Source organism: Rhodospirillales bacterium (assembly GCA_016710335.1).
Classification (GTDB): domain Bacteria; phylum Pseudomonadota; class Alphaproteobacteria; order Rhodospirillales; family Defluviicoccaceae; genus JADJXQ01.
In genome coordinates this window covers 153,914-179,864 of sequence record JADJXQ010000007.1, presented here as the reverse complement: position 1 = coordinate 179,864, position 25,951 = coordinate 153,914, and the positions used below count along the sequence as shown (strand labels likewise).

30 protein-coding genes and 2 pseudogenes are annotated in these 25,951 nt (G+C 65.4%); 15 read left to right on the top strand and 17 right to left on the bottom strand.

The annotated features are described in order from the left end of the window. Nucleotides 1-5: 5 nt before the first annotated feature. From IPM60_12320 to IPM60_12300, 5 genes are read left to right on the top strand one after another with little or no spacing between them, the layout of a single operon-like run. A complete protein-coding gene (locus tag IPM60_12320) occupies nt 6-938 on the top strand; it encodes a DUF692 domain-containing protein (GenBank protein MBK8908650.1) in 933 nt (310 codons plus the stop codon). Continuing rightward, on the top strand, nt 922-1,689 hold the full coding sequence (locus IPM60_12315; protein MBK8908649.1) for a putative DNA-binding domain-containing protein: 768 nt from the start codon (nt 922-924) through the stop codon (nt 1,687-1,689). The genes IPM60_12320 and IPM60_12315 overlap by 17 nt, the downstream gene beginning before the upstream one ends. Nucleotides 1,690-1,706: 17 nt before the next feature. After that, nucleotides 1,707-2,216, top strand: coding sequence for a DoxX family protein (locus tag IPM60_12310; GenBank protein MBK8908648.1), 510 nt, complete (start codon nt 1,707-1,709; stop codon nt 2,214-2,216). A 24-nt stretch (nt 2,217-2,240) separates the two neighbouring features. Next, nucleotides 2,241-3,179 carry a glycoside hydrolase family 15 protein gene (locus tag IPM60_12305; GenBank protein ID MBK8908647.1) on the top strand — a complete coding sequence of 313 codons (939 nt, stop codon included), beginning with the start codon at nt 2,241-2,243 and terminating at the stop codon, nt 3,177-3,179. 45 nt (nt 3,180-3,224) lie between these two features. Then, a complete protein-coding gene (locus IPM60_12300; GenBank protein MBK8908646.1) occupies nt 3,225-4,238 on the top strand; it encodes a DUF3179 domain-containing protein in 1,014 nt (337 codons plus the stop codon). An 18-nt stretch (nt 4,239-4,256) separates the two neighbouring features. On the opposite strand, the gene IPM60_12295 is transcribed toward IPM60_12300, so the two are convergent. From IPM60_12295 to IPM60_12275, 5 genes are all read right to left on the bottom strand, one after another. Continuing rightward, nucleotides 4,257-4,736 (bottom strand): DUF302 domain-containing protein, encoded by a 480-nt coding sequence (locus IPM60_12295; protein ID MBK8908645.1) that lies wholly within the window; start codon nt 4,734-4,736, stop codon nt 4,257-4,259. A 22-nt stretch (nt 4,737-4,758) separates the two neighbouring features. Beyond that, on the bottom strand, nt 4,759-5,268 hold the full coding sequence (locus IPM60_12290) for an AhpC/TSA family protein (protein ID MBK8908644.1): 510 nt from the start codon (nt 5,266-5,268) through the stop codon (nt 4,759-4,761). A gap of 39 nt (nt 5,269-5,307) precedes the next feature. Next, nucleotides 5,308-5,970 carry a DUF1109 family protein gene (locus IPM60_12285; GenBank protein MBK8908643.1) on the bottom strand — a complete coding sequence of 221 codons (663 nt, stop codon included), beginning with the start codon at nt 5,968-5,970 and terminating at the stop codon, nt 5,308-5,310. Next, entirely contained in the window at nt 5,967-6,494 is a 528-nt protein-coding gene (locus tag IPM60_12280) for a sigma-70 family RNA polymerase sigma factor (GenBank protein MBK8908642.1), read from the bottom strand. Before IPM60_12280 ends, IPM60_12285 begins: the two co-directional genes overlap by 4 nt. Nucleotides 6,495-6,621: 127 nt before the next feature. Then, the gene (locus IPM60_12275) at nt 6,622-8,010 is read right to left on the bottom strand and encodes a sodium:proline symporter (protein MBK8908641.1); all 1,389 of its coding nucleotides are present in this window, start codon (nt 8,008-8,010) and stop codon (nt 6,622-6,624) included. Nucleotides 8,011-8,155: 145 nt separating this feature from the next. Here IPM60_12275 and IPM60_12270 point away from each other — a divergent pair, with 145 nt between their 5' ends. Together IPM60_12270 and IPM60_12265 are read left to right on the top strand one after the other, a co-directional pair. Beyond that, nucleotides 8,156-10,033, top strand: coding sequence for a radical SAM protein (locus IPM60_12270; protein MBK8908640.1), 1,878 nt, complete (start codon nt 8,156-8,158; stop codon nt 10,031-10,033). A gap of 5 nt (nt 10,034-10,038) precedes the next feature. Further along, a complete protein-coding gene (locus IPM60_12265; protein ID MBK8908639.1) occupies nt 10,039-10,686 on the top strand; it encodes a DUF3047 domain-containing protein in 648 nt (215 codons plus the stop codon). Nucleotides 10,687-10,922: 236 nt separating this feature from the next. On the opposite strand, the gene IPM60_12260 is transcribed toward IPM60_12265, so the two are convergent. The 3 genes from IPM60_12260 to IPM60_12250 form a co-directional block, all read right to left on the bottom strand. Next, a complete protein-coding gene (locus tag IPM60_12260) occupies nt 10,923-11,294 on the bottom strand; it encodes a hypothetical protein (GenBank protein ID MBK8908638.1) in 372 nt (123 codons plus the stop codon). A 178-nt stretch (nt 11,295-11,472) separates the two neighbouring features. Then, nucleotides 11,473-12,450, bottom strand: coding sequence for an alpha/beta fold hydrolase (locus IPM60_12255; protein ID MBK8908637.1), 978 nt, complete (start codon nt 12,448-12,450; stop codon nt 11,473-11,475). A 38-nt stretch (nt 12,451-12,488) separates the two neighbouring features. Then, nucleotides 12,489-13,118 (bottom strand): pyridoxamine 5'-phosphate oxidase family protein, encoded by a 630-nt coding sequence (locus tag IPM60_12250; GenBank protein MBK8908636.1) that lies wholly within the window; start codon nt 13,116-13,118, stop codon nt 12,489-12,491. 115 nt (nt 13,119-13,233) lie between these two features. Here IPM60_12250 and IPM60_12245 point away from each other — a divergent pair, with 115 nt between their 5' ends. The 4 genes and pseudogenes from IPM60_12245 to IPM60_12230 all read left to right on the top strand — a co-directional run bounded on the left by IPM60_12245 (nt 13,234) and on the right by IPM60_12230 (nt 16,128). Beyond that, nucleotides 13,234-14,142: a LysR family transcriptional regulator gene (locus IPM60_12245; protein ID MBK8908635.1), complete on the top strand. Its 909-nt coding sequence runs from the start codon at nt 13,234-13,236 to the stop codon at nt 14,140-14,142. Between the two features lie 113 nt (nt 14,143-14,255). Further along, nucleotides 14,256-14,453: a helix-turn-helix domain-containing protein gene (locus IPM60_12240; protein MBK8908634.1), complete on the top strand. Its 198-nt coding sequence runs from the start codon at nt 14,256-14,258 to the stop codon at nt 14,451-14,453. Nucleotides 14,454-14,730: 277 nt separating this feature from the next. Next, a pseudogene (locus IPM60_12235) lies at nt 14,731-14,846 on the top strand (IS3 family transposase). Between the two features lie 304 nt (nt 14,847-15,150). Further along, entirely contained in the window at nt 15,151-16,128 is a 978-nt protein-coding gene (locus tag IPM60_12230; GenBank protein ID MBK8908633.1) for a hypothetical protein, read from the top strand. A 150-nt stretch (nt 16,129-16,278) separates the two neighbouring features. Here the strand turns inward: IPM60_12230 and IPM60_12225 are convergent. Together IPM60_12225 and IPM60_12220 are read right to left on the bottom strand one after the other, a co-directional pair. Continuing rightward, a pseudogene (locus tag IPM60_12225) lies at nt 16,279-17,615 on the bottom strand (IS1380 family transposase). A gap of 227 nt (nt 17,616-17,842) precedes the next feature. Further along, nucleotides 17,843-18,046 (bottom strand): 30S ribosomal protein S21, encoded by a 204-nt coding sequence (locus tag IPM60_12220; GenBank protein MBK8908632.1) that lies wholly within the window; start codon nt 18,044-18,046, stop codon nt 17,843-17,845. A 220-nt stretch (nt 18,047-18,266) separates the two neighbouring features. On the opposite strand from IPM60_12220, the gene def reads away from it, so the two are divergent. Together def and IPM60_12210 are read left to right on the top strand one after the other, a co-directional pair. Next, nucleotides 18,267-18,833: a peptide deformylase gene (def, locus tag IPM60_12215; protein MBK8908631.1), complete on the top strand. Its 567-nt coding sequence runs from the start codon at nt 18,267-18,269 to the stop codon at nt 18,831-18,833. 17 nt (nt 18,834-18,850) lie between these two features. Then, nucleotides 18,851-19,492: a COQ9 family protein gene (locus IPM60_12210; protein MBK8908630.1), complete on the top strand. Its 642-nt coding sequence runs from the start codon at nt 18,851-18,853 to the stop codon at nt 19,490-19,492. 13 nt (nt 19,493-19,505) lie between these two features. Here the strand turns inward: IPM60_12210 and IPM60_12205 are convergent, their stop codons facing one another. From IPM60_12205 to IPM60_12185, 5 genes are all read right to left on the bottom strand, one after another. Continuing rightward, nucleotides 19,506-19,670 (bottom strand): hypothetical protein, encoded by a 165-nt coding sequence (locus IPM60_12205; GenBank protein MBK8908629.1) that lies wholly within the window; start codon nt 19,668-19,670, stop codon nt 19,506-19,508. 21 nt (nt 19,671-19,691) lie between these two features. After that, nucleotides 19,692-20,240 carry a hypothetical protein gene (locus IPM60_12200; protein MBK8908628.1) on the bottom strand — a complete coding sequence of 183 codons (549 nt, stop codon included), beginning with the start codon at nt 20,238-20,240 and terminating at the stop codon, nt 19,692-19,694. Between the two features lie 35 nt (nt 20,241-20,275). After that, nucleotides 20,276-21,487 carry a 5-aminolevulinate synthase gene (gene hemA / locus IPM60_12195; protein ID MBK8908627.1) on the bottom strand — a complete coding sequence of 404 codons (1,212 nt, stop codon included), beginning with the start codon at nt 21,485-21,487 and terminating at the stop codon, nt 20,276-20,278. 134 nt (nt 21,488-21,621) lie between these two features. Next, complete coding sequence (locus IPM60_12190) at nt 21,622-23,031, bottom strand: aspartate aminotransferase family protein (protein ID MBK8908626.1); 1,410 nt, start codon at nt 23,029-23,031, stop codon at nt 21,622-21,624. Between the two features lie 11 nt (nt 23,032-23,042). After that, nucleotides 23,043-23,411, bottom strand: a complete 369-nt coding sequence (locus IPM60_12185) for a helix-turn-helix transcriptional regulator (protein ID MBK8908625.1) — start codon at nt 23,409-23,411, stop codon at nt 23,043-23,045. A 117-nt stretch (nt 23,412-23,528) separates the two neighbouring features. On the opposite strand from IPM60_12185, the gene IPM60_12180 reads away from it, so the two are divergent. After that, complete coding sequence (locus IPM60_12180; protein MBK8908624.1) at nt 23,529-23,939, top strand: sulfurtransferase TusA family protein; 411 nt, start codon at nt 23,529-23,531, stop codon at nt 23,937-23,939. A 44-nt stretch (nt 23,940-23,983) separates the two neighbouring features. On the opposite strand, the gene IPM60_12175 is transcribed toward IPM60_12180, so the two are convergent. Next, nucleotides 23,984-24,517 (bottom strand): hypothetical protein, encoded by a 534-nt coding sequence (locus tag IPM60_12175; GenBank protein MBK8908623.1) that lies wholly within the window; start codon nt 24,515-24,517, stop codon nt 23,984-23,986. 209 nt (nt 24,518-24,726) lie between these two features. Between IPM60_12175 and IPM60_12170 the strand changes: the two genes are divergently transcribed. Continuing rightward, nucleotides 24,727-25,281, top strand: a complete 555-nt coding sequence (locus IPM60_12170; GenBank protein ID MBK8908622.1) for an NUDIX hydrolase — start codon at nt 24,727-24,729, stop codon at nt 25,279-25,281. 62 nt (nt 25,282-25,343) lie between these two features. On the opposite strand, the gene IPM60_12165 is transcribed toward IPM60_12170, so the two are convergent. Continuing rightward, on the bottom strand, nt 25,344-25,820 hold the full coding sequence (locus IPM60_12165) for a fasciclin domain-containing protein (GenBank protein MBK8908621.1): 477 nt from the start codon (nt 25,818-25,820) through the stop codon (nt 25,344-25,346). Between the last annotated feature and the right edge of the window lie 131 nt (nt 25,821-25,951).

Genomic DNA, 25,951 nt, shown 5'->3' with positions numbered 1-25,951 from the left:
AGGCGATGACCCGCACGCCTCCTCACCGGGTCTGCTTGGAAGACCCCATCCCGGCGTCCGCCGGGGTGGGGCTCAAGCCCCAGCACTATCGCGACGTGCTCGAAGGGGCTGGCCACGGACTGTGGTTCGAGGTCCATCCCGAGAACTACATGGGAAGCGGCGGTCCGCCGCACCGCTACCTCGAGGCGATCCGCCGCGACCACGCGCTGTCGCTCCACAGCGTCGGCGGCTCGCCCGGCTCGGCCGACGGGCTGCGCGCACCGCACCTGGAGCGCCTGAAAGAACTCGTCGATCGCTACCAGCCGGCGCTCGTCTCCGATCATCTGTCCTGGAGCGGCATCGGCGACGGCTTCGTTCACGATCTGCTGCCGATCCCGCTCACCTCCGAGAGCCTGCGGCGGTTCACCCGGAACATCGATCGCCTGCAGGAGGCGCTCGGCCGGACGATCCTGATCGAGAACCCATCCCTTTACCTGCTGCCGGTTGGCGCCGAGATCCCGGAGCCCGAGTTCATCGCCGCGCTGTGCCGGCGCACCGGCTGCGGCTGGCTGCTCGACATCAACAACATCTTGGTGTCGGCCACCAACCTCGGCTTCGATCCGGCGGATTATCTGCAGGCCGTCGATCCCCGTCTGGTCCAGGAAATCCATCTCGCCGGCCATGCGCGGGAGGCGCATGCCGACGGCGATTTCCTGATCGACGATCACGGCTCGCAGGTGCCGGAGCCGGTCTGGGACCTGTTCGCGACGTTCCTTGCCGCCGCCGGCCCGCGGCCGACGCTGATCGAATGGGATACCCGGGTGCCGGACTTCGCCACGCTCGCCGGCGAAGCGGCGCGGGCGAATGCGTTGCTCGCCGCGCCTGCGCGGCTCGCCCCGTCCTCGCCTGTTCGCCCCACTACCGTGGAGCGGGATGTCCGCCATGACAGCGCTGCGTGACTATCAGAGCGCTTTTGCCGCCGCCATCGCCGCCGGCGATGCGAGCCGCGCGCTGCGCCTTTTTCAGGGATCGTCGCTGCGCCGACAGCGGGGGTTCAGGGTTTACGCCAACAACCGGATGCACGCCCTCGTCTCGGCGCTCGGCGCCACCTTCCCGGCGGTGCAGCGGAGTCTCGGCGAGAAGGCGTTCGCTTCGGTGGCGATCGGGTTTGCCCGAAGGCACCCGCCGGCGCGGAACGCGCTGCTGCTCTGGTACGGCGCGTCTTTCCCCGCTTTCCTGGAGAGCCTTGAGGGCATGATTGCTCCTCACCTGGCCGACCTCGCGCGCCTCGAATGGGCCTGGCTCGAAGCCTATCACGCGGCGGAGGCGGAGCCGCTGGCGGCCGCGCAAGTGGCGGCGCTGACCCCGGAGCAAGTGGTGGCGGCGCGCTTGACCCTCCATCCCTCGGCGCGCCTGCTGCGGTCCCGTTGGGCGGTGGACCGGCTCTGGCGCGGCGATCCCGACCTGACCGTTGCCGGCGATGGCGGGGTTAAGGAAGCAGAGGGGGCGCGCTGCCTCGTGGTCCTCCGGCCAGAGGCCATGGTGCTGGTCTTTGCGGTTTCGCCGCCGGTTTTCGCAGCTCTTGCCGCCTTCCGCGACGGCGCCGCGTTCGCAGAGGCCACCCTGCACCTGGATGGGGCCGGGTATCTTGCCGAGCTGCAGGCGATGATTGCCGCCGGCCTGTTCACCGCCATCGAAACCCGATTGTGAAGAAGGAGATCCTTGCCATGAACACGACGACACCGGCCACGACCGGAACGAACAGGCCGTCGCACGAAACTGGCGCCGTCACCGGAATCGCCCCACTTTTCAGCTGGATCACGAGCTTGCTCACCCGCATTCCCGACGCTCTGGTCCAGCTGTTCGCGCGCCTTTCCATCGCGCCGGTATTCTGGCTCTCCGGGCAGACCAAAGTCGACGGCTGGAGCATCAAGGACACCACGTTCTATCTGTTCCGCTATGAATACCAAGTGCCGGTGCTGCCGCCGGACCTCGCCGCCTACATGGCGACGGCCGCCGAACATTTCTTGCCGGTCCTTCTCGTGATCGGTCTCGCGACGCGATTCGCGGCGCTCGGGTTGTTGGGGATGACCCTGGTGATCCAGGTGTTCGTCTATCCGGAAGCCTGGTCGCTGCACGCCCTGTGGGTCGCCGTGCTTCTGGTGATCGCCGCCCGTGGCCCGGGAACGTGGTCCCTCGACCACCTGATCGGGCGCCGGATCGGCGGCCCCAGATGAGCCCATGTGTGAAAAGAAAGCGCCATGGCGCATTCCTATAAACCAATTGCCGACTATGCCGTCATCGGCGACTGTCACGGATCGGCGCTCGTCTCGCGCGACGGAAGTGTCGACTGGTGCTGCCTTGAGCGATTCGACGCCGACCCGGTCTGCTGCCGCATCCTTGATGCCGAGAAGGGAGGGTTCCTTGCGGTCCGGCCGGTCGGGGCGTTCACCGCCAGCCGCGCGTATGTCCACGGGACCAATATCCTGCAAACGACGTTCACCACCGCAAGTGGAGTGGTGACGCTGACCGACTTCATGCCGGTGGGGCGGCGCCCGGAAGCGGGCACCCATGATTACGTCAGCCTCAACGCCCCCGGCTGGCTGATCCGGGTCATTGAGGGCAGAAAGGGCTCGGTCGCGTGTAATGTCGGCTACCGCCCGTCCGTCGATTTCGCTCGCCGGCCGCCGCGGCTCATCGATGCGCCGGGCGTTGTCAGGCTCGATAACGGAAGGACCGAGGCCGCGCAGACACACGAAGGGCCGTGCCTTTACCACGATGTCCCCGAGCTGCGGCAATCAGGCGACGCGGCACGCGCGAGTCTGCAGGTCCAGGCTGGCGAACACCGGGTGCTGGTTCTGACTCCCAGACCGACGAACTTCAGCCCCCTGGGCCAGGCCGAGAGAATGCGCGCCGTGACCGAGGCCTTCTGGCGCGAGTGGATTGCCTATTGCCGCTACCAGGGGCCCTATGCGGAGGCGGTCACTCGCAGCGCGCTTGCCCTGAAGCTGCTCACCTACGCGCCGACGGGCGCCATCGTCGCGGCGCCGACGACCTCGCTTCCCGAGGCGCTCGGCGGCGCCCGCAACTGGGATTACCGCTATTGCTGGTTGCGCGACTCGGCGTTCACCCTCTATGCCCTGGGGGTGCTCGGCTACAGCGGGAAGAATCTTTCCCTCGCGGCGGTCCGTTCTCGATGACGCCATGGCCGGAGGCCCGAGACGATGAATGGAGGACAGGTTTCCATGCAAGCACATCGATTCGTCGCGGTCGTTGTTCTCGCCGCGTTTGGTCTACCGGTCGCGGGATTGGCATCGCCGGCGGATCCGTGGCGCGCGGAGTGGCCGAGGACCGACTTCGCACGCCATACGGTGCCGCTCGAGGACATCATCTCCGGCGGGCCGCCGAAGGACGGCATTCCGTCCATCGACGATCCAAGGTTCGTACCGGTGGCCGCGTCGACGGACCTGTCGCCCCAGGAGCCGGTGATCGGCCTGATCATCGACGGCGATGCCCGCGCCTATCCGCTGCGCATCCTCCACTGGCACGAGATCGTCAACGACGTCGTCGGCGGCCGGCCGGTGGCGGTCATCTACTGCCCCTTGTGCAACCTGCCGTTGGTCTGGGACCGTCGTCTGGAAGGGTGCGTCCTCGACTTCGGCACCACCGGCAAGCTCCGCCATTCCGATCTGGTCATGTACGATCGCGCGACGGAGAGCTGGTGGCAGCAGGCCACCGGGACGGCGATCATCGGCACCCTTGCCGGCGAGAGGCTGAAGGAGATCCCGAGCCGGCTCGAATCTTTCGCCCGGTTCCGCGAGCGCGCGCCAACGGGCCGGGTTCTCGTCCCCGCCGATCCCACGGCACGCCCTTACGGCGTCAATCCTTACGCCGGCTACGACTCGGCGGGCCACCCCTTCCTCTACCGCGGCGACGTCCCGGGGGGCAGCCCGCCGATGGCGCGGGTGGTTGCCATCGGCAACGAAGCCTGGTCGCTGGAACTGCTCCGCCAGCGCCGGCGGATCGAGACCGACGATCTGATCATCTCGTGGGACGCGGGACAGGCCTCGGCGCTCGATACGCGGCAGGTTGCGGACGGGCGCGACGTCGGCAACATCCTCGTTCAGCGTCATACTGCGAGCGGCCTCGAAGATGCCGCCCACATGATCACCTTCGCCTTCGCGTTCTTCGCGTTCCACCCTGAGGGCGTGCTGCATACGCCGAACGGGGCGGTGCACGGTGAGGGCCGCTCAGGTTAAGCGGCGGGAGTTCGTTCTTCAGGGCGCAGTGGTTTCGTCGGCAATAGCCGCGAGCGCGCCGGCGATCTTCTCGACGACCTCCGGGCGATCAGTGATGCCGTGGCGGGTGGCAATGAGGTTCGGGGGCGTGTAGCCCACGTGGGTCGTGCCGTCGGCATCCTGCCAGACCAGCACGCGAAGCGGCAGATCGAGACCCGCCGTCTGCTCGCTCTGCATCAACGGCGTTCCCAGCTTCGGATTACCGAACAGGACCAGCACCGTAGGCCGTAACGAGAGTCCGCTCGCCTCCGCAGCGGCGGCGTGATCGATCTTCGCCACCACAGCGGCGCCCCGGCTGTTCACCGCCGCTTCGAGGCGTTGAACGGTCGTGGGCACGTCATGCGGACTGGGCTTGGTAATGAGTGGATCCTCTGCGGCAGCGGATATCGTCGGCGCGGCGAACAGGATTGGCAGGGAAACGAACAGCGCTGAAAGTGTCGAGCGGACGAAGCGGATCATTGGAAAGGCCTCCTCGGATGCATCAGGCCGCGCCGCGCGGCGGATAGTTGTTGTCGATCACGAACCGCACCGCCGTCTCGATGTCGGCGAAGCTTGGCCGGGTGAAGGGCATTGTCTGCACAGACGCCCCGAAGAGCGTTCCATAGGGGCGAACCAGGAATACCCCCGGCTCGGCAAACAGAGGCGTTTCTTTCTCGGTGATCGCCGAGGAAATCGAGAGTCCCCAGGCCCGCGCCGTGTCGATCGGAAGCCCATAGCCGACGGGCAGGCCGTCAAGCTTCCATTCATCCCTGGTTCTGGTTGCCCGATCCTCGGGATCCGTGCTGATGGCGATCGGCGCCACGCCCAATGCGGCGAACGAGTCCGACTGGCCGACCAGAGATTTGAGCCAGGGGCGGCAGATCGGGCAGTGATAGCCGCGATAGACGGCGATCAGCGTGAACGTTTCCGGGCGGGCCTCGGCGATGTCGAATCGGCCGCCGCCGACCAGCGGCACGGCGAGTGGCGGCACGGGCTGCGTTGGTTTCAGCATTGGTAGCCTCCGTTGTTGAGGTTGACTGCGGACTCCGTTTCAGGCGCCCATGCCGCGCCAGGGCAACAGCCAGCGGCCGAGCGCGCCGGCGACGGCGGCGAACACCGCCACCGATCCGAACTGCCAGACCAGCACCATGAACGCCGCATCCTGGGGATGGACCAGACGCAGGCCGACGTAGGCCAGCGCCGCCGCCGCCAGGGCGCCTAGAAAGGCGGTCAGGCGCGGCGTCAAGGGCGCGCCGCGGCGAACCATCGCGACGATCGCGATGGCGGGCACGGCGCCGACCATGGCGATGACCGGCAGGCAGACCGGATCGAAGCGGAACGTCACTCCTTCGGGCCCGAACGCCAGCCACGCCTGCCAGCACTGGCGGCCGAGGCTCGCAATCCATATCGTCAGCGGCGCCGCCGGCAGCCACAGGTTCCATTTCGGCGATCCGGGAACCGAGGAGGCGAAGGCGGCATGGGCGGCGCACACCGCCGTCACCAATGCGGCGAGCAAAGGCACCAGGAACGCCCGCTCGGTGAGCATCTCCGCAAGGTCCGGGCGTGGCCCCATCAGGGCGCCGAACAGCGCCACCACCGGCAGCGCCACCGCCAGCCACCGCACCACGCGCCGGCCCGGCGGCGGCAGCCGGCGTACCGGCCGCGCATCCCGGGCGAGAGCCCGGATCAGGGCGTCGGTGCTATCGGCCGTCATGGCGCGCGGTCCTTTCCCAAGAGGGCGCGGAGAGCCTTGATCCCGCGATGGGTGGCGACCTTGAGAGCCGTTTCGCTCATTCCGGTTTCCTTCGCCGCTTCCTTCAGCGACATCTCCTTCAGCTTGAGGAGTTCGATCGCCCGCCGCTGCGCCGGGGGCAGTCCGGCGACCGCGGCGTGGATCTCCTTGCCATCAAACTGATCCTCTGTATTCGCCGCACGGTCGGCAAAGGTTTCCTCCAGAGACTCGACCGCCACCTCGTTCCTCCCCCGCCGCACCCGCCTTCGCATCGCATCGCCGATGCGATGGCGCTGGATCGCCATCAGCCACGGCAGGAACGGGCGTGCGGGATCATAGGTTTGGCGGACGGCGTGCACCGACAGCAGGACATCCTGGACGACGTCCTCGACATCGGCGGCGGGCGCGCGGTCGAGACGGCGAGCGGCCACCCGGCGCAGCAGCGGCGCGATGTCGTGAAGCAGCTTCCGGTAGGCGTCCGCGTCACCATCCTGAGCCGCCGCCATCAGCCGGCTCCACTCCGGATGGTCGTCCCGGACCTCTGTATCGGTCATGTTTCGCCTGGCAATGTTGTGCCGTGGCGGCGACCATGCCCCATCCCCTGAGGCGGTGCAACCGGCGGCCATGCCGGCTTTAAGCCGCTGAGCGCCGCGGCTGCGGCCCGGAGCTCAAGATGCCGAGGGCGAAGGCGGCGCATCCTCCGGCCAGCACCGCGACCTTGACGATTAGAAGCCGGGTATAGTCATGCAGCGGCCCGAACAGATGCGCCATCACCGGCAAATGCCCGGAGCTGTCGAGAAAATAGACGCCCGAGCCGGTCATGGCGAGAGCGAAGGCGGCGCCATAGCTCCACAACGGCACGCGCATGCCGCCCCAGATGCAAAAGAAGATGACCGGGGCGAGGAACAGTGCCGCGGTGCCGCTGATCGCCACGGCGGTGAACAGATCGCTCGGTCCAAAGAACAACAGGGCGAGCCCGCCGCCCATGAACGCGGCCATGGCGATCCGGCCATTGCCGGGGGTGGGCGCAGCTATGCGCATGTCCACCACCGCCAGCTTCGAGGCGCTCGAGAGGGCGGAGTCCAGCGTCGAGACGGCCGAGACGACGAGCGCCAGATTAACCATCAACAGCGCCGGTCCCGCCAGCATCCGCCCCAGTGTTTCCATCAGCGCCTCGCCCTCGCCGCGGTGCAAGCCGGCGAAAACGCCGATCAGGCCGAAGGCGAGGATGCAGGCGGTGCTGAGCCAAAAGGCGTAATGGAAGCTCCGGCGCGTCGTTGCGCGGTCGGCGAGGAAGCCGCGGTCCATCATCACCGGATCGTGCAGCGGGTAGCTCCACACCTGGACCAGCGCCACCGCCAGCAGCACCCAGCCGGGCGCCGTCAGATCCGGGCTGCTGGCCAGGATCGCCAAAGGATCGAAGCCTGGCTGGCGGACGATGATCACAATCAGCACGGCAAGAAGGACCAGCAGAATCGTCATCCGAAGAACATCGGTGCGCAGCGATGCGCGCAGGCCGCCCATCATCGAATAGGCGAGGGTGAACAGCGTGACCGCGAGGATCGCTGCCGCATAGGGCACGGTTCCCGCCACCCCGAAGATGATGCCAACGACGAGCAGATTGGCGAAAACTTCGCTAACCAGCCGCACGGTTACCAGTACATTGAATGTCCATTCCCCAAGCGTGCCGAAATGCGCCCGCAAATAGGATTGCACGCTGGCATGGCCGTGGCGGAAGCGGATCGCATCGACGATGAACGCGCCGACCAGGAACGAGCCGTAGTAGACGGCATAGGCGATCGTGCCGGCAATGCCGAACAGGTAGCCGAGGATCGCCGCGTTGAGAAGCGAGCGGGCAAAGATCCAGGTGGTCACCTGCGAGAACACCAGCGGCCACAGGCCCGGCGCTTGCCCCGTCTCCGACATGCCGAGAAAGAAGCTCTCGCTGCTGCGAACCCGGGGCGAGACGAGAATGCTCAGCACCGCAAGCGCACCGGTCGCGACGACGAGGATGGCGGTCATGTCGGAAAATGCCCCGTTCTGAGCTGTGCCATTTACAGGTTCGCCGCGGCAGCCGATTTGGTTACTTCCGCAAGATGCCGACCGGCAGGAAACCTTTTTCGCTCGACGAACGAACAGGTTGGGACGCAGCGACAGTGGGGTCGAAATGGATGCGATATGCGATCAGCTTCTTAACGGCGCCGGAGAAACCGCCGCCGTGGTGGTGGCCGACGGGCCGATCGTAGTTTTCGGCGGATGCTACAGCAATCTCGAAGCAACGGAGGCGCTTCTCGCGGCGGCAGCCCGGCTGGGCGTGCCGGCGGAGCGGATCGTCTGCACCGGCGATGTCGTCGCGTATTGCGCCGACGCGCACGACACCGTCACGCTGATCCGCAACGCGGGCGTGCATGTGGTGATGGGAAACTGCGAGGAATCTCTCGGCTGGCGCCTTCAAGACTGCGGCTGCGGTTTTGCCGACGGGAGCGCCTGCGATCGCGCGGCGGCCGCGTGGTATCGCCACGCCGACAGCCAGCTCGACGCCCTCGATCGTCAGTGGATGCGGGACCTGCCCCGCCGGATCGATGTTCTCGTCGGCGGCCAGCGCCTTGCCGTCATTCACGGCGCCATCGCCCGCATCAACACCTTCATCTTTGCCTCTGCCCCGGATGCGGAGATCCGCCGGCAGATCTCGCTGGCGGCGTGCGACGGCGTCATCGCCGGCCATTGTGGCCTGCCCTTCACCCGGATCGTGGACGACCGGCTGTGGCACAACCCGGGAGCGATCGGGATGCCAGCCAACGACGGCACGCCGCGGACTTGGTTCAGCCTGATCGAGCCCTGCGGCACCGGCGTGCGGATCCACCGCCTGCCGCTGGAATACGAGGCCGCCCCGGCGGCCCGCAAGATGCGCGCGGCCGGCCTTCCCGAGGGCTACGCCGCGGCGCTGGAAACCGGACTGTGGCCAAGCTGCGATGTCCTGCCAGCGGCCGAGCTCGCGCGCCGCGGCACGCCGATTGCGAGCAAGAACACGCTTTGGCCTCTACTGCGGGCCGCACAGCCGCCTCGCGCCGAGGCGCAAGGCTGCGACAGCGCGCCGCCGCCTGTCCGGGCGAAGTTCAGCGATCCCGACGTCACCGCCAGAGGCGAGCGACGCGCCAGCGTACCGCTTGTTCACCTGGAGACGCTATGGTTCAACACCGGCACGTTGTGCAATCTCGCTTGCCACAACTGCTACATCGAGTCGAGCCCGCGTAACGACCGGCTGGTCTACCTCAGCCGCGCCGAGGTGCGGGGCTTCCTCGACGAGGCCGCCGGCCTGCACCCGCCGCCGAATGAAATCGGCTTCACCGGCGGCGAGCCGTTCATGAACCCGGACATTCTCGCCATGATCGAGGATGCACTGGCGGGCGGCTTCCGGGTCCTGGTGCTGACCAACGCGATGAAGCCGATGCAACGGCTGAAAGCGCCGCTGCTTGATCTCGACCGGCGTTACGGGGCACGCCTAACGCTGCGGGTCTCGGTCGACCATTATACCCCGGAGGGCCACGAGGACCTGCGCGGCGCGGGAACCTGGCAGCCGACCATCGACGGCCTCAAGTGGCTCATCGCGGGCGGCTTCGACGTTTCAGTCGCCGGCCGAACCCTCTGGGGCGAGAGCGACGGCAAGTTGCGCGCCGGTTTCGGGTCACTGTTCGCCAAGCTGGGTATTCCCATTGACGCCGACGATCCCGCCCGCCTGGTCCTGTTCCCGGAGATGGAGGCGGATGCGGACGTGCCCGAGATCACCGAGCGCTGCTGGGGGATTCTCGGCAAAACGCCGCAGTCGGTCATGTGCGCCACCTCGCGGATGGTGGTGAAACGCAAAGGTGCGGCGCGGCCGGCGGTCGTCTCGTGTACCCTTTTGCCCTACGACGAGGGCTTCACGATGGGCGCCAGTCTCGCCGATGCAGCCCGCCCGGTCGCGCTCAACCACCGCCACTGCGCGCGCTTCTGCGTCCTTGGCGGCGCGTCCTGCAGTCCTCACAGCGGACAACAGGGAGACTGAAGGAGATGACAACGGGCTGGACGGTGCGCGCGGGGATGATTGCAACGATGCTGGCACTGGCGCTGGCGATGCCGGCCGGCGCGGAGCCGCTCGTGTTCACCCCGAGAGAGATCCTGGCGACGTGGCACCGCGAGAGTTTCCAGGGCGAGACCACTTACGCGCTCGACGGGGAGGCGCTGCGGGCCCGCTGTCGAGACAGCGCCTCGGGGTTGTTCCTGAGACAGACGATCGACCTTCGCGTCACTCCCGTCATCGAGTGGTCGTGGCGGGTGGACGCCGTCTTCGACGGCGCTGCCGACGAGACGAGCAAGGCCGGCGATGACTTTCCCGCGCGCCTCTACGTGGTGCGGGAGAGCGCCGTCCTGGTCTGGCGAACGCGGGCGATCAACTATGTCTGGGCGAGCGCGATGCCGCAGGGATCGAACTGGCCCAATCCGTTCGCCTCGCAGGCCCACATGGTCGCGCTGCGCTCCGGCGCGCCGCCCGCTCCGGAGCAATGGGTCACCGAACGGCGCAACATCGTTGAGGACTTTCGCCGCTATCACGGGCTTGAGGTCGAGCGAATCGACGCCGTGGCGATCATGACCGACTGCGACAACCGCAATGCCACTGCCGAAGCCTGGTACGGCAAGGTGCGTCTTCTTGCGGAGTAAAGGAGGGATCGACCATGGTCAGAGCTATCTCGACTGATCGGCGTGACCGCCAGAACCATAGCTGCTCGCTCCACGTGAACAGCAATGCCTGCGCTTCGTCTCGCCAGGGGAAAACGCCCGTTCGATCCGGATCTCCACCCCGTTCGCGGCCTTCTTCGACGTCTGGAAGAACGGCCTGTGCCACCCCACGCCGTCCTGCTTCATGAGGATGCCGCGCACCGCTGCGTACGCCTCGATCAGGACCGCGCCGCTCTCGTCGAACTTCTTCTCGCCCTCCGCCTGAACATCGGTGGCGCGGCCACCTCGGTCTGCGTGCCGGGTGAGACCTTGCCTTCGAAGTAGCCCGGCGCCTCGAAGTCCCCCGGGCGCGGCAGGCCCAGGCGCTTCGCGACGATGTCGCTCCCGTCCGGGTCCAGGAACGCCCCCGAGATGTCCTTGTGATACTCAGGACCTGCTCCGGAGGCGCCTCGAACATCTCCGGCATGTGCGTACCCGTCCTGCGGGATCGGCTCCCAGCTGATCTGCCCCAGGGAGCGCCGGGCTGCGGCGACGAAGTCGATCTCCGCCACCTCCGGAATCGGCTTCCCCTCCTTGGTCGCCTTCTCCACTGCGCTGCAGGCCGCCGACGTCGTCGGAAGAGATAAAAGCTCCGCGCTTCTTATCGCTCGACTGGACGGCAAAGGCGGCGACCGCAATTCATCGAGTCCTCAACGAAGGCGCTGTTGTCATGACCGCGCCGCCTGTGCGGCGGCGCGGCTTTTGGACGCTCGATGTGGGCGGTGTTTGTTACGATCCGGCACCATCGAGAAAAACGAGCATGCGGGAAGCGATTTCCGATCCGTACTCTTCGAGGGCGAAATGGCCGGTATCGAGCAGGTGGAACTCCAGGTTCTTCAGGTCGCGCTTGTAGGGGTGCGCTCCTTCCTCCGGAAAGATGTGGTCGTTCTTGCCCCACACCAGCAGCGTCGGCGGCTGATGTTCGCGGAACAGCGCCTGCCATTTGGGATACTCAGGCACGTTGGTGCCGTAGTCGAGAAACAGCTCGAGCTGCACCGCCTGATTGCCCGGACGATCGAGCAGGTACTGGACGTGCCAGAAATTGTCGGGGCTGATCAACTCGGGATCATTGGTGCCGTGCGTGAACTGCCACTTCGTGGCCTCCAGGCTCAGAAAGCCCCGCAGCGTGTCGCCATTCTCGGCTGTCGGCTCGGCCCAGTAGGCCTTGATCGGGTCCCAGAATTCCCGCAACGCTTCTTCGTAGGCGTTGCCGTTCTGAATGATGAAGGCGGTGATGCGGTCGGGATCGGCCGCGAACATCCGGTAGCCGACAGGCGCGCCGTAGTCCATGAGGTAGACGGCGTAGCGATCGACGCCCTTGCGGTCGAGAAACACGGTCATCAACCGCGCCAGGTTGGCGAACGAGTAGTCGAACTCCGCGGCAGAGGGCATCGACGACGCGCCGAAGCCTGGACAGTCGGGGGCGAGCACATGGAAGCGCTCGGCGAGCGCCGGGATCAGGCTGCGGAACATATGCGACGAGGTGGGAAAGCCGTGGAGCAGGAGCACCGTCGGGCGTGACGGATCGCCGGCCTCCCGGTAGGCGATGTCAAGGCCCTCGATCTGCTCGGTGCGGTAGCGGACTTTTGCCGTTTCCGCCTTGATTGCCGCCGTCTCCGCGACGGCGGGGGCAGGGCTGGTGATGGACGTCGCGAGGCTGAGAGCAAGGACGCTGGCGGCGACGTGGGTTGTCAGTTTTGGCAACATGGAATCCTCCTTCAATGGGTTCTAGCGGCGTCTTGGGATTAGCGACGCGTTTGGAGCGCGGAACGGAGCGCGGCGTTTTCCTCCCGCAGCTGGGAGAGTTCGCTGAGCAGTGGAGCCAAGTGCTCCTGGAATTCCTCCAAGGTCAGTCGCTGCGGGATGTGCTGGGGACAGTTCCAGTCGAAGGCGGCCACGGTGATCACGACGGCTCGCTCCGGCCGGGCGGCATACGCAATATCATGGAGGCGCGAGACAAGGGCCGGATCGTCGGCAAGCTCCGCGATCCAGGCGTGCCCCCATAGCTTCAATCGGCGCCGGTTCGGGTAGTCCATTAGGATGAGCGAAATGCGATTATCCGTCGCAAGATTGCCCACGCTCAGATATTGCCGGTTTCCCTTGAAATCCGCGTAGGCAAGGGTCCGGGCGTCAAGAACCTTGAGAACGCCCTTCGGCCCGCCCCGGAACTGAACATAGGGCCAGCCAGTCGCCGAAACCGTGGCCTGATAGAAGCCGTCCCGATCGGCGATGAACGTCGCCTCGGTTTCGCTCAGACAATCTCCCCGCTCGCTCGCGGGCTCCAGGAACTTCCCATAGCTTTTGGCCGATCCGTGTTGTTCCTGGATCGCGCGGACCTCCGGGGTAAAGGTTATTTCGGCGAATGCACGGGCCATGGTGTCCTCTGTTTGCGAGATCGGTGGGTTTCCCCTGTCACAGAGACAATGGGCGCTTTCTCCAGATCCGAGAATGTGCGATTACAGGAACAGTTTGTTCCACAAAACGGAATCAATGGACCGCTTCCGGGAGCTCTCCACGTTTGTCGCTGTGGCCGAGGAGGGCGCGTTCAACGCCGCCGCGCGGCGGCTTCATATGTCTCCCCCGGCAGTGACCCGGTTCGTTTCGGCCCTCGAGGCGCGGCTCAACGTGCAGCTTGTCACCCGCACCACCCGTCACGTGGCTTTGACCGACGCCGGGGCGCGGCTGTACAGCGACGCTGTTCGCATCCTCAGCGACCTCTCGGGGGCGGAGGCGTCGGCAGCGGGATCTCATCAGGTTCCGGTCGGTGCGCTCCGGATCACCGCCCCGCTGATGTTCGGTCAACGGGTGATCGCGCCAATCCTGCGGCACTATCTGGACCGGTATCCGGCGGTGACGGCGCACACGCTTTTCGTCGATCGCATCGTCAACATGATCGAGGAGGGGCTCGATGTCGCGCTCCGGATCGGCGAGCTCCCGGACTCGTCCCTGTTTGCAACGACGGTGGGCACCATCCGTCGCGTGACGGTGGCGGCGCCGGATTATCTTGCGCGAATGCCGGAACTGGAGACGCCCGAGGCTCTTCACAACCACCGGATCATCCTTGCGACCGCCATGTCCGACTTGCCGGTTTGGGAGTTTGTTTCGGCGCGCCGGCGACAGCAGGTCAAGCTCCAGCCCAGATTGTTCGTCAACACGATGGCCGCAGCGATCGATGCGGCGCTCTCGGGCTGGGGCGTAACGCGCGTCCTGTCGTACCAGGTCGCCGACGAAATTACGTCTGGCGCACTCGTCGAAGTGCTGCGCGATTACGAGGACCGGCAGATGCCGATTCATCTCCTGCACGCCGAAGGCAATCGCGCAGCCGCCAAGATCCGGACCTTTGTCGACTTCGCCGCGAACCGCCTCAGGGCGGACGCGGCACGTCTGGCTGCATTGTAGGGTCTCCATGGTATGAACCGGAGACATAGGTAACGGTCTAGACCGGAGACATGGGTGACAGGTTTTGTATTGGCGGGGAGGGCCTGCCGATGCCTTGGAGAGAGACCTGTGCCATGGACGAGCGGATGGAGTTTGTTGCGGCGTGTTTGTGTGGTGAGGACACGATGACGTCGTTGTGCGAGCGGTATGGGATCAGCCGGAAGACGGGTTACAAGTTGCTTGGCCGGTACCGCGTGGAGGGTCCGTCGGGTGTTGAGGAGCGGTCGCGTCGGCCGCATCGTCCGGATATTCAGGAGGGTTCCAATTTCTGATGTGGACGTGAAGCGTATTTTTTTACTATTGCCGGGGGTGTAGAGACTCCATTTGGGTGCGTGTGCGGCTTGCGGCCGGCGCACTGAAGTGGACCCCTGAAGTGGACCCCATCGGCTGGACAGTTTGGACGCCGCGCTAGGGTGGACGCTCCCCATTCATCAAACTGAGAATTTCACCTCTTGTTGTTGTTGGGCCTGTGGGTATGTGGTCATCGCGCCAGCGATGTCCATCACCACCTTAACCAACTACCCGATTTTCGGGGTCCACTTCAGCCATCGGTTCCGATCTCACGCCGAGGCACGAATGGCCGTCTTCCAATTCATCGAAGGATGGTAAATCCCCGCCGGCGACACTCGGCCATCGGCTACCTGTCGCCCGTCGACTACGAAAGGAGCGTGCCCCGCTCGCGAAAGTCGGTAACCGTCCCCGAAAACGCGGGCAACTCCAGCGCTAGAAAACTCCTCATCTACGCCAACACCGCCTTCCAGCGCGGAACGCCTTGGAGCGATAAATGTGCTAAAGTTTAATGGTTGCTACGCGGGCTACGCTGGCTGAAAATCGCACATGCGGCGTTCGGTTGCTGCGTTGGCGGCATCGCTCGGAAACGACTAGGCCAAACGCAGCCGGATCCGTATTGGATTTACATGCGGAGGGATTATGTTGGAATCGTGCGCTAGGCTTCTGCAAAGGTAAACGATGGAAAAGCTCATTATCACTTATGGGCCCCTACTGGCCGCTGTGATCAGCGGCATTTTTACGGTGGCCACGCCTTTTGTTGCAACTGGGGGCAGCGCTAAAGCCAACTTCGTTATCAGAGTTTGCATTTCCCTGGTAGTAATTACAGCCCTTGCCGTAGGCGTATTCATTTTCAACTCCTATTGGGAGCCTAAGGACGCGTGGTCAGTCTGGTCCGAAAATATTAAAGTCCAAATAGATAATTGTACGATGGGGCAGGAAAATAAAGAGGCGCAATGTGTAAAAGAAGCAATTAAAAAACACAAAAATAATATTCCTCCAATAGCCTTCCACAAAACCATCGCTAACGAGTTCTACCACGATATAAGAACCGGATCAACGTTGATCAATATTCCGGAAGTGGAGCGGGTTTTCAATAAATACTTTGGGATCAATTCGAATACTTTTATCGGTTCGGGATCAACAGTCCCGTGGACCCACACCCCTCAGTACAAGAACGCGGACGCCAGGGAGTACCTAGCTCCAAATTTGCCAGAAACACATAAATTCGTCTGGACTTGGACGCTGCGACGTGAAGAGGAGGATCTCAAGCACCAAACAGTGAGGCAGTTTATTACCCACCGGCCTCCTGAGGAAGAATCAGACAGTCATTCTCTCGGAAATTTCCTAGTTCAGCTGGAAGCTAAGAGAATCGATATTGTGTCGCAGCCACCAGTAATACGTTTCCAGCAATTCTCTTCTAGCAAGTACCAAGGCACGATGGGTCGGCCAGAATCGTTCAGAGTGTTTTGTGTCAGTCTACAGGACGTATGGGATATGTCGATCGAAGATGCGATTAAAGCTTCCGGGTTTACATGGGACCCACAAAACTCATTTGAACCGGATGAGACTTTATTCATATGGCTCTATGTGCCGTTTCATGACGCTGAGGTGGTTCCAGCAACATGGGGAAACGTTATTAGCCCGTCTTATTCATGACGCCGGCCGGGCGCGGGGTTTTTGAGCCGAGTTGGCTGATGGAACGAGCTTGGGCCTTCGGGTTTTTTTCCCGTTGTCGTTCGACTGGATTTGATGTTGGTCTGGCGGTTTCCGGGAGGGGTTTTGGCGGGGCGGTTGCGGCCCCGATGCTCAGGGTCCGGCGAGCGAGGTAGCGAGGTGTCGGAACAGCGGCGCCTCGGGACAGGCTGCGGCGAAGGCGAGGCGGACGCGCGACGTGGTCTCGATGACGCGGGCGCCGGTTTTGAGGAGCTTCAGGCGCAGGGTGGCGAACTCGGCGACGGCCAGCGCATGCGCCTTCGGGATGGCGTCGCGCAGCCTGAGCATCAGCCAGTAGGCGGCGGTATGGAGAACGAGGCGGACCTGGTTGGCCAGCGGCGCGCGGCAGCTGGTACGGTCGGACGCGAGTTGGGTCTGGTGCAGCTTGATCAGGTTTCGGCTTGGCCGCGGGCGCAGTAGAGGACCTCGTAGACGTGCTCGGCCGTGCCTGCGGCGAGGCTGGTGACGACGAAGCGGACATCGAGGCCGAGCTTGGTGGCTTCGATGCGGGCGCAGGCCCGGCGTTCGCGTTTCCACGACCTGGCCCGGTAACGGGTTTCGGCGAAGCCGCGCAGACAGGGTTTTTTCTCCAGCGCGCGTCGGGTGCGGATGTCGTCGGCGGCTTCGTCGACAAGACGGTCGAGCACCCTGTTGCCCGGCAGGCCGAAGAGGTAGTCGACACCGTTCGCCTCGCACCAGTCCATCACCTCGGACCGGCCATAGTGGCTGTCGCCGCGGATGGTGATGCGGGTGATGGGCCAGCGGCGGCGGATGTGGCGGACGAGCCGGCGCAGATGGCCGCGGATCTCCTTGCCGGATGGCGTCCTGCCGGGGCGGAGGATCATCGCCACCGGACGGCCGGTCGCCGTATCGTAAACGTGGATCGGCAGAAAGCAGCGCTCGTCGTAGTGGGCGTTGAACAGCGACAGCTGCTGATGGCCGTGGACGACGTCGCAGGTGTCGTCGATGTCGAGCGTCACCGCGGCGGGCGGCGCCGGGTAGCTGGCGAGCCACAGATCGAGCAAGACCCGACCGAGCCGGATGACGCTGCGCAGGTCGGGCGCGTTCTCCCAGCGGGACATCGTCGGCTGCGAGCACAGGTCCCGGCCGCTGTCCGGCAGCCGGCCGCAGGCGAGCTTGAATGCCGGATCGGAGCGCAGGCTGTCCAGGTCGTCGGCGTCCTCGTAGCCGCAGGCGATGGCGAAGATGCGCGCCCGCAGGATGTCGGCGAGCGGATGAATGACCCGGCTGGCGTCGCGGCCGTCCGGGATCGCGGCGGCGAGCTTCGCGGCAATGCCAAGCCGTCGCTCGGCTTCGGCCAGCAGCATCACCCCGCCGTCAGACGTGATCCGCCCGCCGTCGAACGCGGCGATGACTTTCTTGCTCTGGGCGGCTGGAAACGCGAACGGCAGGGTCGTATCGTCGGTCATGGCGGATGTGGCCGGCCCAAATGTCGTCGAAGGACTGGTGTCAGCAACCAAATCCTACGCCACATCAACCGCTTACGCTACATCCGCCAGCCCCTGAAAAGGGGCGTCATGAATAAGACGGGCTAAGCTGCCCGGCGGTACGCCGCGCCGCGTTCCTGCTCCGCAGGGCATGCGAAGCAGCAATCCCGATCGGAACAAATTTGATTCGAGAGTGGGGTCGGCGCGCCTTAGAACCCCTCGCGGTCGATACGCTTTCGCTCCAGCTTGCGGAAACGGCGGACGGCCTCCGCCTTCTCGCGGGCGCGTTTCTCGGAGGGCTTTTCGTAAGCGCGGCGGCGCTTCATTTCCCGGAAGATGCCCTCGCGCTGCATTTTCTTCTTAAGCGCCTTGAGGGCCTGGTCGACATTGTTGTCGCGAACGATGACTTGCACGAGGCGTTGCTCTCCTTGTGTCTGGTGATTTAAATGAATCTACGCAGGGCAGCACGAACGATGCACCACTCTTGACGAAGTCGGGCCTTGTAGCACGAAGTGTATCGGCCTGTGAAGATGGCGGCTGCCTTCAAAGCGGCCCATATGCAAATAGGCAGCGCGGCGTGCAAAAGCATCACGCCGCGCCTTCGAACCCGTGGCAATTGACATGGACTGCGGCATGGCCATTTTGAAGATCGCACGCATGGGAGATCCGATCCTCCGCCGACCGGCCGAGGCGGTCTCCGACCCCACGGCGCCAGAGATCGCCCGGCTGGTGGCCGACATGGTGGATACGCTCGCCGACGCAGAGGGCGCCGGCCTCGCAGCGCCGCAGGTCCATGTCGGCAAGCGCGTCGTCATCTTCCACATTCCCAAGCGGCGCGCCGACGACGGAGATGCGCCGGACGGGTCGCCTGCCGGGGCGGTGCCGCTGACGGTGCTGATCAATCCGGAGATCGAACCGCTCGGCGACGAAAAGACGTCCGGATGGGAGGCCTGTCTTTCGGTCCCCGACCTGATGGGCATGGTCCCGCGCTACCGGAGCATCCGCTACCGCGGACGGACCCTGGACGGCGGGGTCATCGAGCGCACCGCCACCGGCTTCCACGCCCGCGTGGTGCAGCATGAGTGCGATCACCTCGACGGCGTTCTGTATCCGCAACTGATAACCGACCTCGCCCTGTTCGGTTTCGCCCGCGAGATCACGCGCAGTCTGCCCGCTGTCGCCGCCGCCGCGGCCCGCTGAAGAAGGACAATCGAGCCATGGACTCCACCGACCCGCGCGATGCCATCCTGTTCGCGACCTTGCCGCACGTGGCGTTCGACGGCTGGGTCGACAGGACCTTGAAACGAGGCGCCGAGGATGCCGGCTTCCCGCCGGAGGCTCGGTTCCGTGTGTTCCCCGGCGGCGCGCTGGAGATGATCGAGCATTGGTCCGACGTGAGCGACCGCCGCATGCTGGAGACCATGGACGCCGGCAACACGACCGCGGTGCGTCTCAGGGAGCGCATATCCGGCGCCATTCGCGCCCGCATCGACTGCAATTCGCCCTACCGCGAGGCGGCGCGCCGCTCCCTGGCTTTTCTGGCGATGCCGCCCAACACGGTCCGCGCGGCTCGCATGACTTGGAGGACGGTCGACGCCATCTGGTACGCCGCCGGCGACGCCTCCGCCGATTTCAGCTTCTACACCAAACGCGCGACGCTGGTCCCCGTCTACGGCGCGGCGGTTCTGTACTGGCTCGATGACGAATCGGAGGATTTCGCCGGCACCTGGGCGTTCGTCGAGCGCCGCATCGACGACATCATGCGCCTCCCGCAGCGCCAGGCGCGTCTCCGGTCCATGATCCCGTCGCCGTTCCGGTGGCTGGGCCGCACCCCGTTCGGCCGCCGCCGGCCGGTGTAGGGCCGGTCGCTGCTCAAGACGTCAGGCGCAGCAACAGCCCGAACAGGCCGATCAGCGCCGCCATCCCCATCATGGCGCCGAGGAACAGGCGGACGACGCGCTCGTGCTCCGGCGTCCGGCTGAACGCCAGCCACGACAACGCAAACACCACGGCGGCAAACAGGCCGACCACATCCATCGCAGCGGGACCGTTACGGAATTAATTGCTGTCCGACAACCCTGTGCTGAAGTGCCGGAGCCAAGCGAGGCGGGACTGCAGGTCGGCGATGTCCTGGTCGAGCCACGCCGCGAGAAAACCCGGGTCGGCGGCATGGTAGGCGCGCAGGTCTTCGAGGCGGGCCAGCTCCTGCTCGCAGCAGTCGATGAACAACTCCGCCTGTGCCTGTTGCTGTGCACGTTCGAGCAGGTGCAGGAACCGGAACTTGAGGGCGATCACCAGCTTGTTGAGGGCCGTATCGGCGGCGCGCAGATTGGCGGTGAGCAGGGTCTGCAGCTCCCGCCGGCCGGCTGCGGTCAGCCGCAACGGCGCCTCGTCCTCCTCGGCAGGATTGCCTTCCTCCACCAGCCCTTCGTACTTCAGCAGTTCGATCGAATGGCCCATGATATCCGACGACGGGCCGATGACGCGGCTGACGAAGTGGCGGATGGCGACGGCGAGCGCGCTGTATGCCATCGGCTCGAGCGCCAGGGTGCCGAGCGCGGCGAGGCGGATCGCCTCCTTAGGTGTCAAAGTGTGGTCGGCGTACACGGCTGTGGGCCCCCTGCGGTGTTACCTCTTCGGCTCTAAGCGGCGGCCCTGAGCCCGAGGCGCGCCCAGACGTCGACAAGCGACGCGATCAGGTGGTCCATGTCGCGGTCTGCGTGCAGCGGCGACGGGGTCAGGCGCAGGCGCTCGGTGCCGCGTTCGACGGTGGGGTAATTGATCGGCTGCACGTAGATCCCGTGCCGGGTCAGCAACTCGTCCGTGGCGCGCTTGCAAAGCACCGGATCGCCGACCAGCACCGGCACGATGTGGGTCGCGGACGGCATCACCGGCAACCCGGCGCCGTAGAGCCGGCGCTTCAACGTAGCCGCCCGCTCCTGATGGCGTTGGCGCAACTCGTCATGGTCAATCAGGTAGCGCACGCTGGCCAGCGCGCCGGCGGCGACCGCCGGCGGCATGGCGGTCGAAAAAATGAACCCGGCGCCGTAGGAGCGCACCACGTCTATCAGCGCCGCCGAGCCGGCGATGTATCCGCCGACCACGCCGACCGCCTTGGCCAGCGTCCCCTGGATCACCGTCAGGCGGTCCATCACCCGATCCCGCTCGGCGACGCCGGCGCCGTGCCGGCCGTAGAGCCCGACCGCATGCACCTCGTCCAGGAACGTCATCGCGCCGTAGCGGTCGGCGAGGTCGCAGATGTCGGCGATCGGTGAGATGTCTCCATCCATCGAGTAGACCGACTCGAACGCCACCAGCTTGGGTCGCGCCGGATCCAACTCTTTCAGCAGCGCCTCCAGGTGCGCCACGTCGTTGTGCCGGAACACCCGCCTCTCGGCCTTTGAGTGGACGATGCCGGCGATCATGGAGTTGTGGTTCTTGGCGTCCGACAGCACCACGCAGTCCGGCAACAGGCGGCAGAGGGTCGACAGCGCCGTCATGTTGGCGACCCAGCCGGAGCCGAACAGCAGCGCCGCTTCGCGCCCGTGCCAGCCCGCCAACTCCCGCTCCAACAGCACATGATAATGGTTGGTGCCGGAGATGTTGCGGGTGCCGCCGGCGCCCGCGCCGCAACGCTGCAGCGCCTCGGTCATCGCCGCCAGCACGTCCGGATGCTGGCCCATGCCGAGATAGTCGTTGGAGCACCACACGGTGATCTCGCGCTCGCCGTCGGGCGTATGGCAAGTGGCGCGCGGAAACGCCCCGGCCCGCCGCTCCAGATCGGCGAACACCCGATAGCGACCTTCGTTCTTTAGCGCCGAGATCCTGCCTTCAAAGAAGCTTTGATAGTTCATGGTCTCTCCCAGTGTAGCAGCCAGTGCAGCAGCGCCTTTGAGACTGCGCGGTCGCTGCACGCAATCCCGTCTCGTAAGCGCCCCGGCGCCAGCCTATCAACCCGTGCCGCCAAAGGCAAAGACGGCGGCCGTCGTCACGAAGAGGCGGTGCCGGAGTCCCGCACCCAGGTCCACGTGTCGTCGAGAGCTTCTCCGAAGCTGGCCAGCATCCGCTCGATATCCTCCGCCTCGATGATCAGTGGCGGCGAAAAGGCGATGACGTCGCCCGGCAGCGCCCGGACGATCAGCCCATGCGCCTCGGAGCGCCTTGCGACGTGGGCGGCGACGTCGCGCGCCGGCTCGAACGGCTCCCGGCTGGCCTTGTCCTCGACCAACTCGACGCCTGCGACGAGACCGATGCCGCGCACTTCGCCGACCAGCGGATGATCGGCGAAGCGCCGGAGCCCATCCTGGAGGATCGGCGCCATCGCCCGGACGTGGGCGACGATGTCGCGCTCCTCGTAAATGGTGAGCGCCTCCAGGGCCACCGCCGCCGCCACCGGATGGCCGGAATAGGTGAACCCGTGGCCGAACAAGCCGATCTTGTCGCTCTCCGCGACCATCGCCTGCCAGATCGGCTCGCTCACCATCACCGCCGAGATCGGGATATAACCGGACGACAATCCCTTTGCGCAGGTGATGATGTCCGGGCGGATGTCGTAGGTCTGGCATCCCCACATGTTGCCGGTGCGTCCGAACCCGCAGATCACCTCGTCGGCCACCAGTAGAATGTCGTAGCGCTGGAGGATCGGCTGAATACGCTCGAAGTACGTCGCGGGCGGCACGATCACCCCGCCGGCGCCCATCACCGGCTCGACGAACATCGCCGCAATGGTGTCGGGTTCCTCCGCCAGAATCAGGTCCTCGAGGCCTTCCGCCAGCCGCTCGGCGAACTCCTCCTCGCTCTCCCCCGGCGGCGACTCCCGGTAGGCATGGGGGCAGTCGGTGTGCAACACCATCGGCAGCGGCAGGTCGAAGTCACGGTGGTTGGCCGGCAGCCCGGTCAGGCTCGCCGACGCCACGGTTACGCCGTGGTAGGCGCGACGGCGCGAGATGACGCGCTTCTTGTGCGGGCGGCCGAGAGCGTTGTTGTAATACCAGATGAGCTTGAGGGCGGTATCATTGGCTTCCGAACCCGAGTTGGCGAAGAACACCTTGGACATCGGCACCGGCGCCATGCCGATCAGCTTTTCGGCCAAAGCGATGGTCGGCGCCGCCGCCTTGCCGCCGAAGCCGTGGTAGAATGCAAGGTTGCCCATCGCCGCCGCCGCCGCCTCCACCAGCCGCTGTTCGGACCACCCGAGCGCGGTGCACCAGAGGCCGGCCAAGCCCTCGATGTACGCGTTGCCGGCCTCGTCGAAGACCCGCACGCCCTCGCCGCGGACGATGACCAGCGGCCCGGCTTCCTGATGGCGGCGCAGGTGGGTGTAGGGATGGATGCTGTAGGCGGTGTCCCGCGCTGCTGCCGACGTGGCGGCATCCTGGGACTGGAGCGATGGCGCCATGGCGATGCGGCTCACGAACCAGCGGCCACGCTTTCTTCGCGATCAACGTCTTCAAGCCGGTGCTCCGGCATCGGCGGATTGACCGCTGCGCGGCAGTACAGATCATAGAGGCTCTCGATGATGACGCGCGCCTCGGGGCCGGCCAACGAGTAATAGATGGTTTGCGCCGAGCGACGGGTCGTCACGAGGGCGTCCCGCCGCAGGCGGGCGAGGTGCTGGGACAAAGCCGACTGGCTGAGGCCGACGATCCGCTCCAGTTCGCCGACAGAGCGCTCACCCTCGGCAAGCTGGCACAGGATCATCAGCCGGTGAGCGTTGCCCATGGCCTTTAGAAGCGCGCTCGCGCGCAGCGCGCTGGCGTGGAGATCTGCAGATTTCATTGCCGGTTTCCCGTTCCCCGCCCATCGCTTAAGTTTAGGATAGGCTAATCAAGCGAAGCAAGCCAGCCTACTTTCTTCAGATGGGTGCGTATAATCAACCGCTATTACGTCCGACGGATGGACTATCGCCGGCAGCCGCGCAAAACCTCACCCTCCCGTTGTGCCGGTCAGTCGTCGAGGGGGGCTTGCGCAGCGTTTGCGGAGGGTGCGGCTAGGCCGGATAACGCGAACGAACATCGGCTTCAGCGCCGTGCCAAAGGTGGAGTCGGCGGAAGAGTGCGGAAAGGAGAGACAGACGTGGCGGATCACACCGTTCTTGATGTTCGGGGGCTGCAGTGCCCGCTGCCGGTGCTGCGCGCCAAGAAGGCGATGCGGTCGCTGGAGGTCGGCGAGACCCTGGCGGTGCTGGCCACCGACACAGCGGCGCCGAAGGATTTTGCGAGCTTCTGCGACAGCGCCGGCCATGTCCTTGTCGACAGCCGCGAGGAGAATGGCGTGTTCACCATTACCATGCGGAAGCGCTCCTGACCGGCACATTGGATTGGCCCGCCGCGGTCGATGACGCCGCTCCCTTACATCGGGCGGCGACGATCGATGGGCGGCCGGGTGCAGGGAGCGGCGTCCTTGCCGGCGATCATTCGAACCCAAGAGTCGAAGAACGGCGAGCCGCTGGTCTCGGAGCAACCGGGCTGCATCGCTACGGGCGCCGACGGGCGGGACACGTCCAGCAGCAGCGTTGAAAACAGCACCAGCCATGCCGCCATCATCAGCGACACGTAGAGTCGGCCGCGGGGGTGGCACCGCATGCGGTCGCGATATCGTCCGGCGCCGAGGGCTTCCGGATCGAGCGAGCCGTCCCCATGCTGTTCCAGCACGATGCGGTTCAAGTGACGCACCCACGGCGGCACCACCTGGCGCAGCATGTAGTCGACGAACGTCGCTTCCAACGCGTGTTCATGGGGTTGTTGACCGAACCAGCGACGGTAGGCCAGGCGGAAGTAGTCGAATTCCTTGAGATCGAGGGCGCGCGCCGCGGCGCAAACCTCGGTGCATACGCGCTCGCTGGGGCTGGGGACGCGCTGATGGATGTTTAAGAACTCTCCCATGGCAACACCGTGCTGTTCCGGGTCGGGAGCCTCGAAGCTGACGTCGGGGTCAATTCGATTATAGCAGGAAAGTTCCGAAGGAGCGCCCGCCGGGTCGGGCGGGTTGTTGGCAATGTCTCTGCGAAACCGGCATCTTGTGGCGTAAGCCGATCGTGGCTGAGCCGAAGCTTGGGGTTGCCTGATGTCCGGAGGGGCGGCACACTCGCCGGATGACCGAGAACCCCAAGAACGCCTTGCAGAGCGTAGGCCCCTCCGTCAAGGCTGTACCGGAAGGCGACAACCGGACCCGTCTGATCTGTCCCGACTGCGGCTACATCGAGTACGCGAACCCCAAGATCGTGGTGGGCGCGATCTGTATGTGGCGCGATGCGGTGCTTCTCTGCCGGCGAGCGATCGAACCGCGCTACGGCACGTGGACCATACCGGCCGGATTCATGGAGCTAGGCGAGAGCACCGCCGAGGGTGCGGCGCGCGAGGTGTGGGAAGAGGCTCGGGCGCGCGTCGTGGTGGAGGACCTTCTCGGCGTCTACGAGATTCCACACATCAGCCAGGTGCATATGTTCTACCGGGCGCCGATGACCGCACCCGACCATGCCGCCGGCGAAGAAAGCCTCGATGCGCGCCTGTTCGCGTGGGAAGACGTGCCATGGGATAAGCTGGCGTTCCCCAGCGTGTCGTGGGCGCTCGGCAGGTTTCGTGCCGGAGCCGGGCCGTGGTTTCACATTTGCGACGGAAGCGTCGCTTCGCCGCGCCAGCTTCCATGAGTCCGGATGCAGAAGGCCCGGCGCCTTCGAGCGCCGGGCCCGGATGCTGACTTCGGGGGGCTTTAGTTTTTCGGCATCAAGACCGTGTCGATGGCATGGATGACGCCGTTCGAGGCTTCGATGTCGGCCTTGACCACCTTGGCGTCGTCGACGTGCACGCCATCCGTCGCATCGACGCTCAGCGTCGAGCCTTCGACGGACTCCACCATTGCGGTCTTGCCCTTGATGTCGCTGGACGTAATCTTCCCGGGCACGACGTGATACGTCAGGAGCGAAACCAGCTTGTCCCTGTTTTCCGGCTTGAGGAGTTGGTCGACGGTGCCGGCCGGCAGCGCCGCGAATGCTTCGTTAGTCGGTGCGAACACCGTGAACGGGCCTTCGCCCTTCAGCGTGTCCACCAACCCGGCTTCCTTGACGGCCGTCACCAGCGTGCTGAACTGTTCGGCTCCGGCGGCCGTCTCGACGATGTCCTTGCCGTGGCTCATCGCCCTCGGCGCCTCGGTCGCGAACCAACTGCCGACGGCTACGACGGCCGCCATCAGCACGATCTTGGGGGTACGGGTAAAGCGCATGTTTTGTCTCCAGGGTGTTGGTTGGTAGTGAGGGGGATACGGCCCGACGCCGGCACCGGATCTTCGCTTGACTGACCGTAATTGCGAAGGCGCCGCAA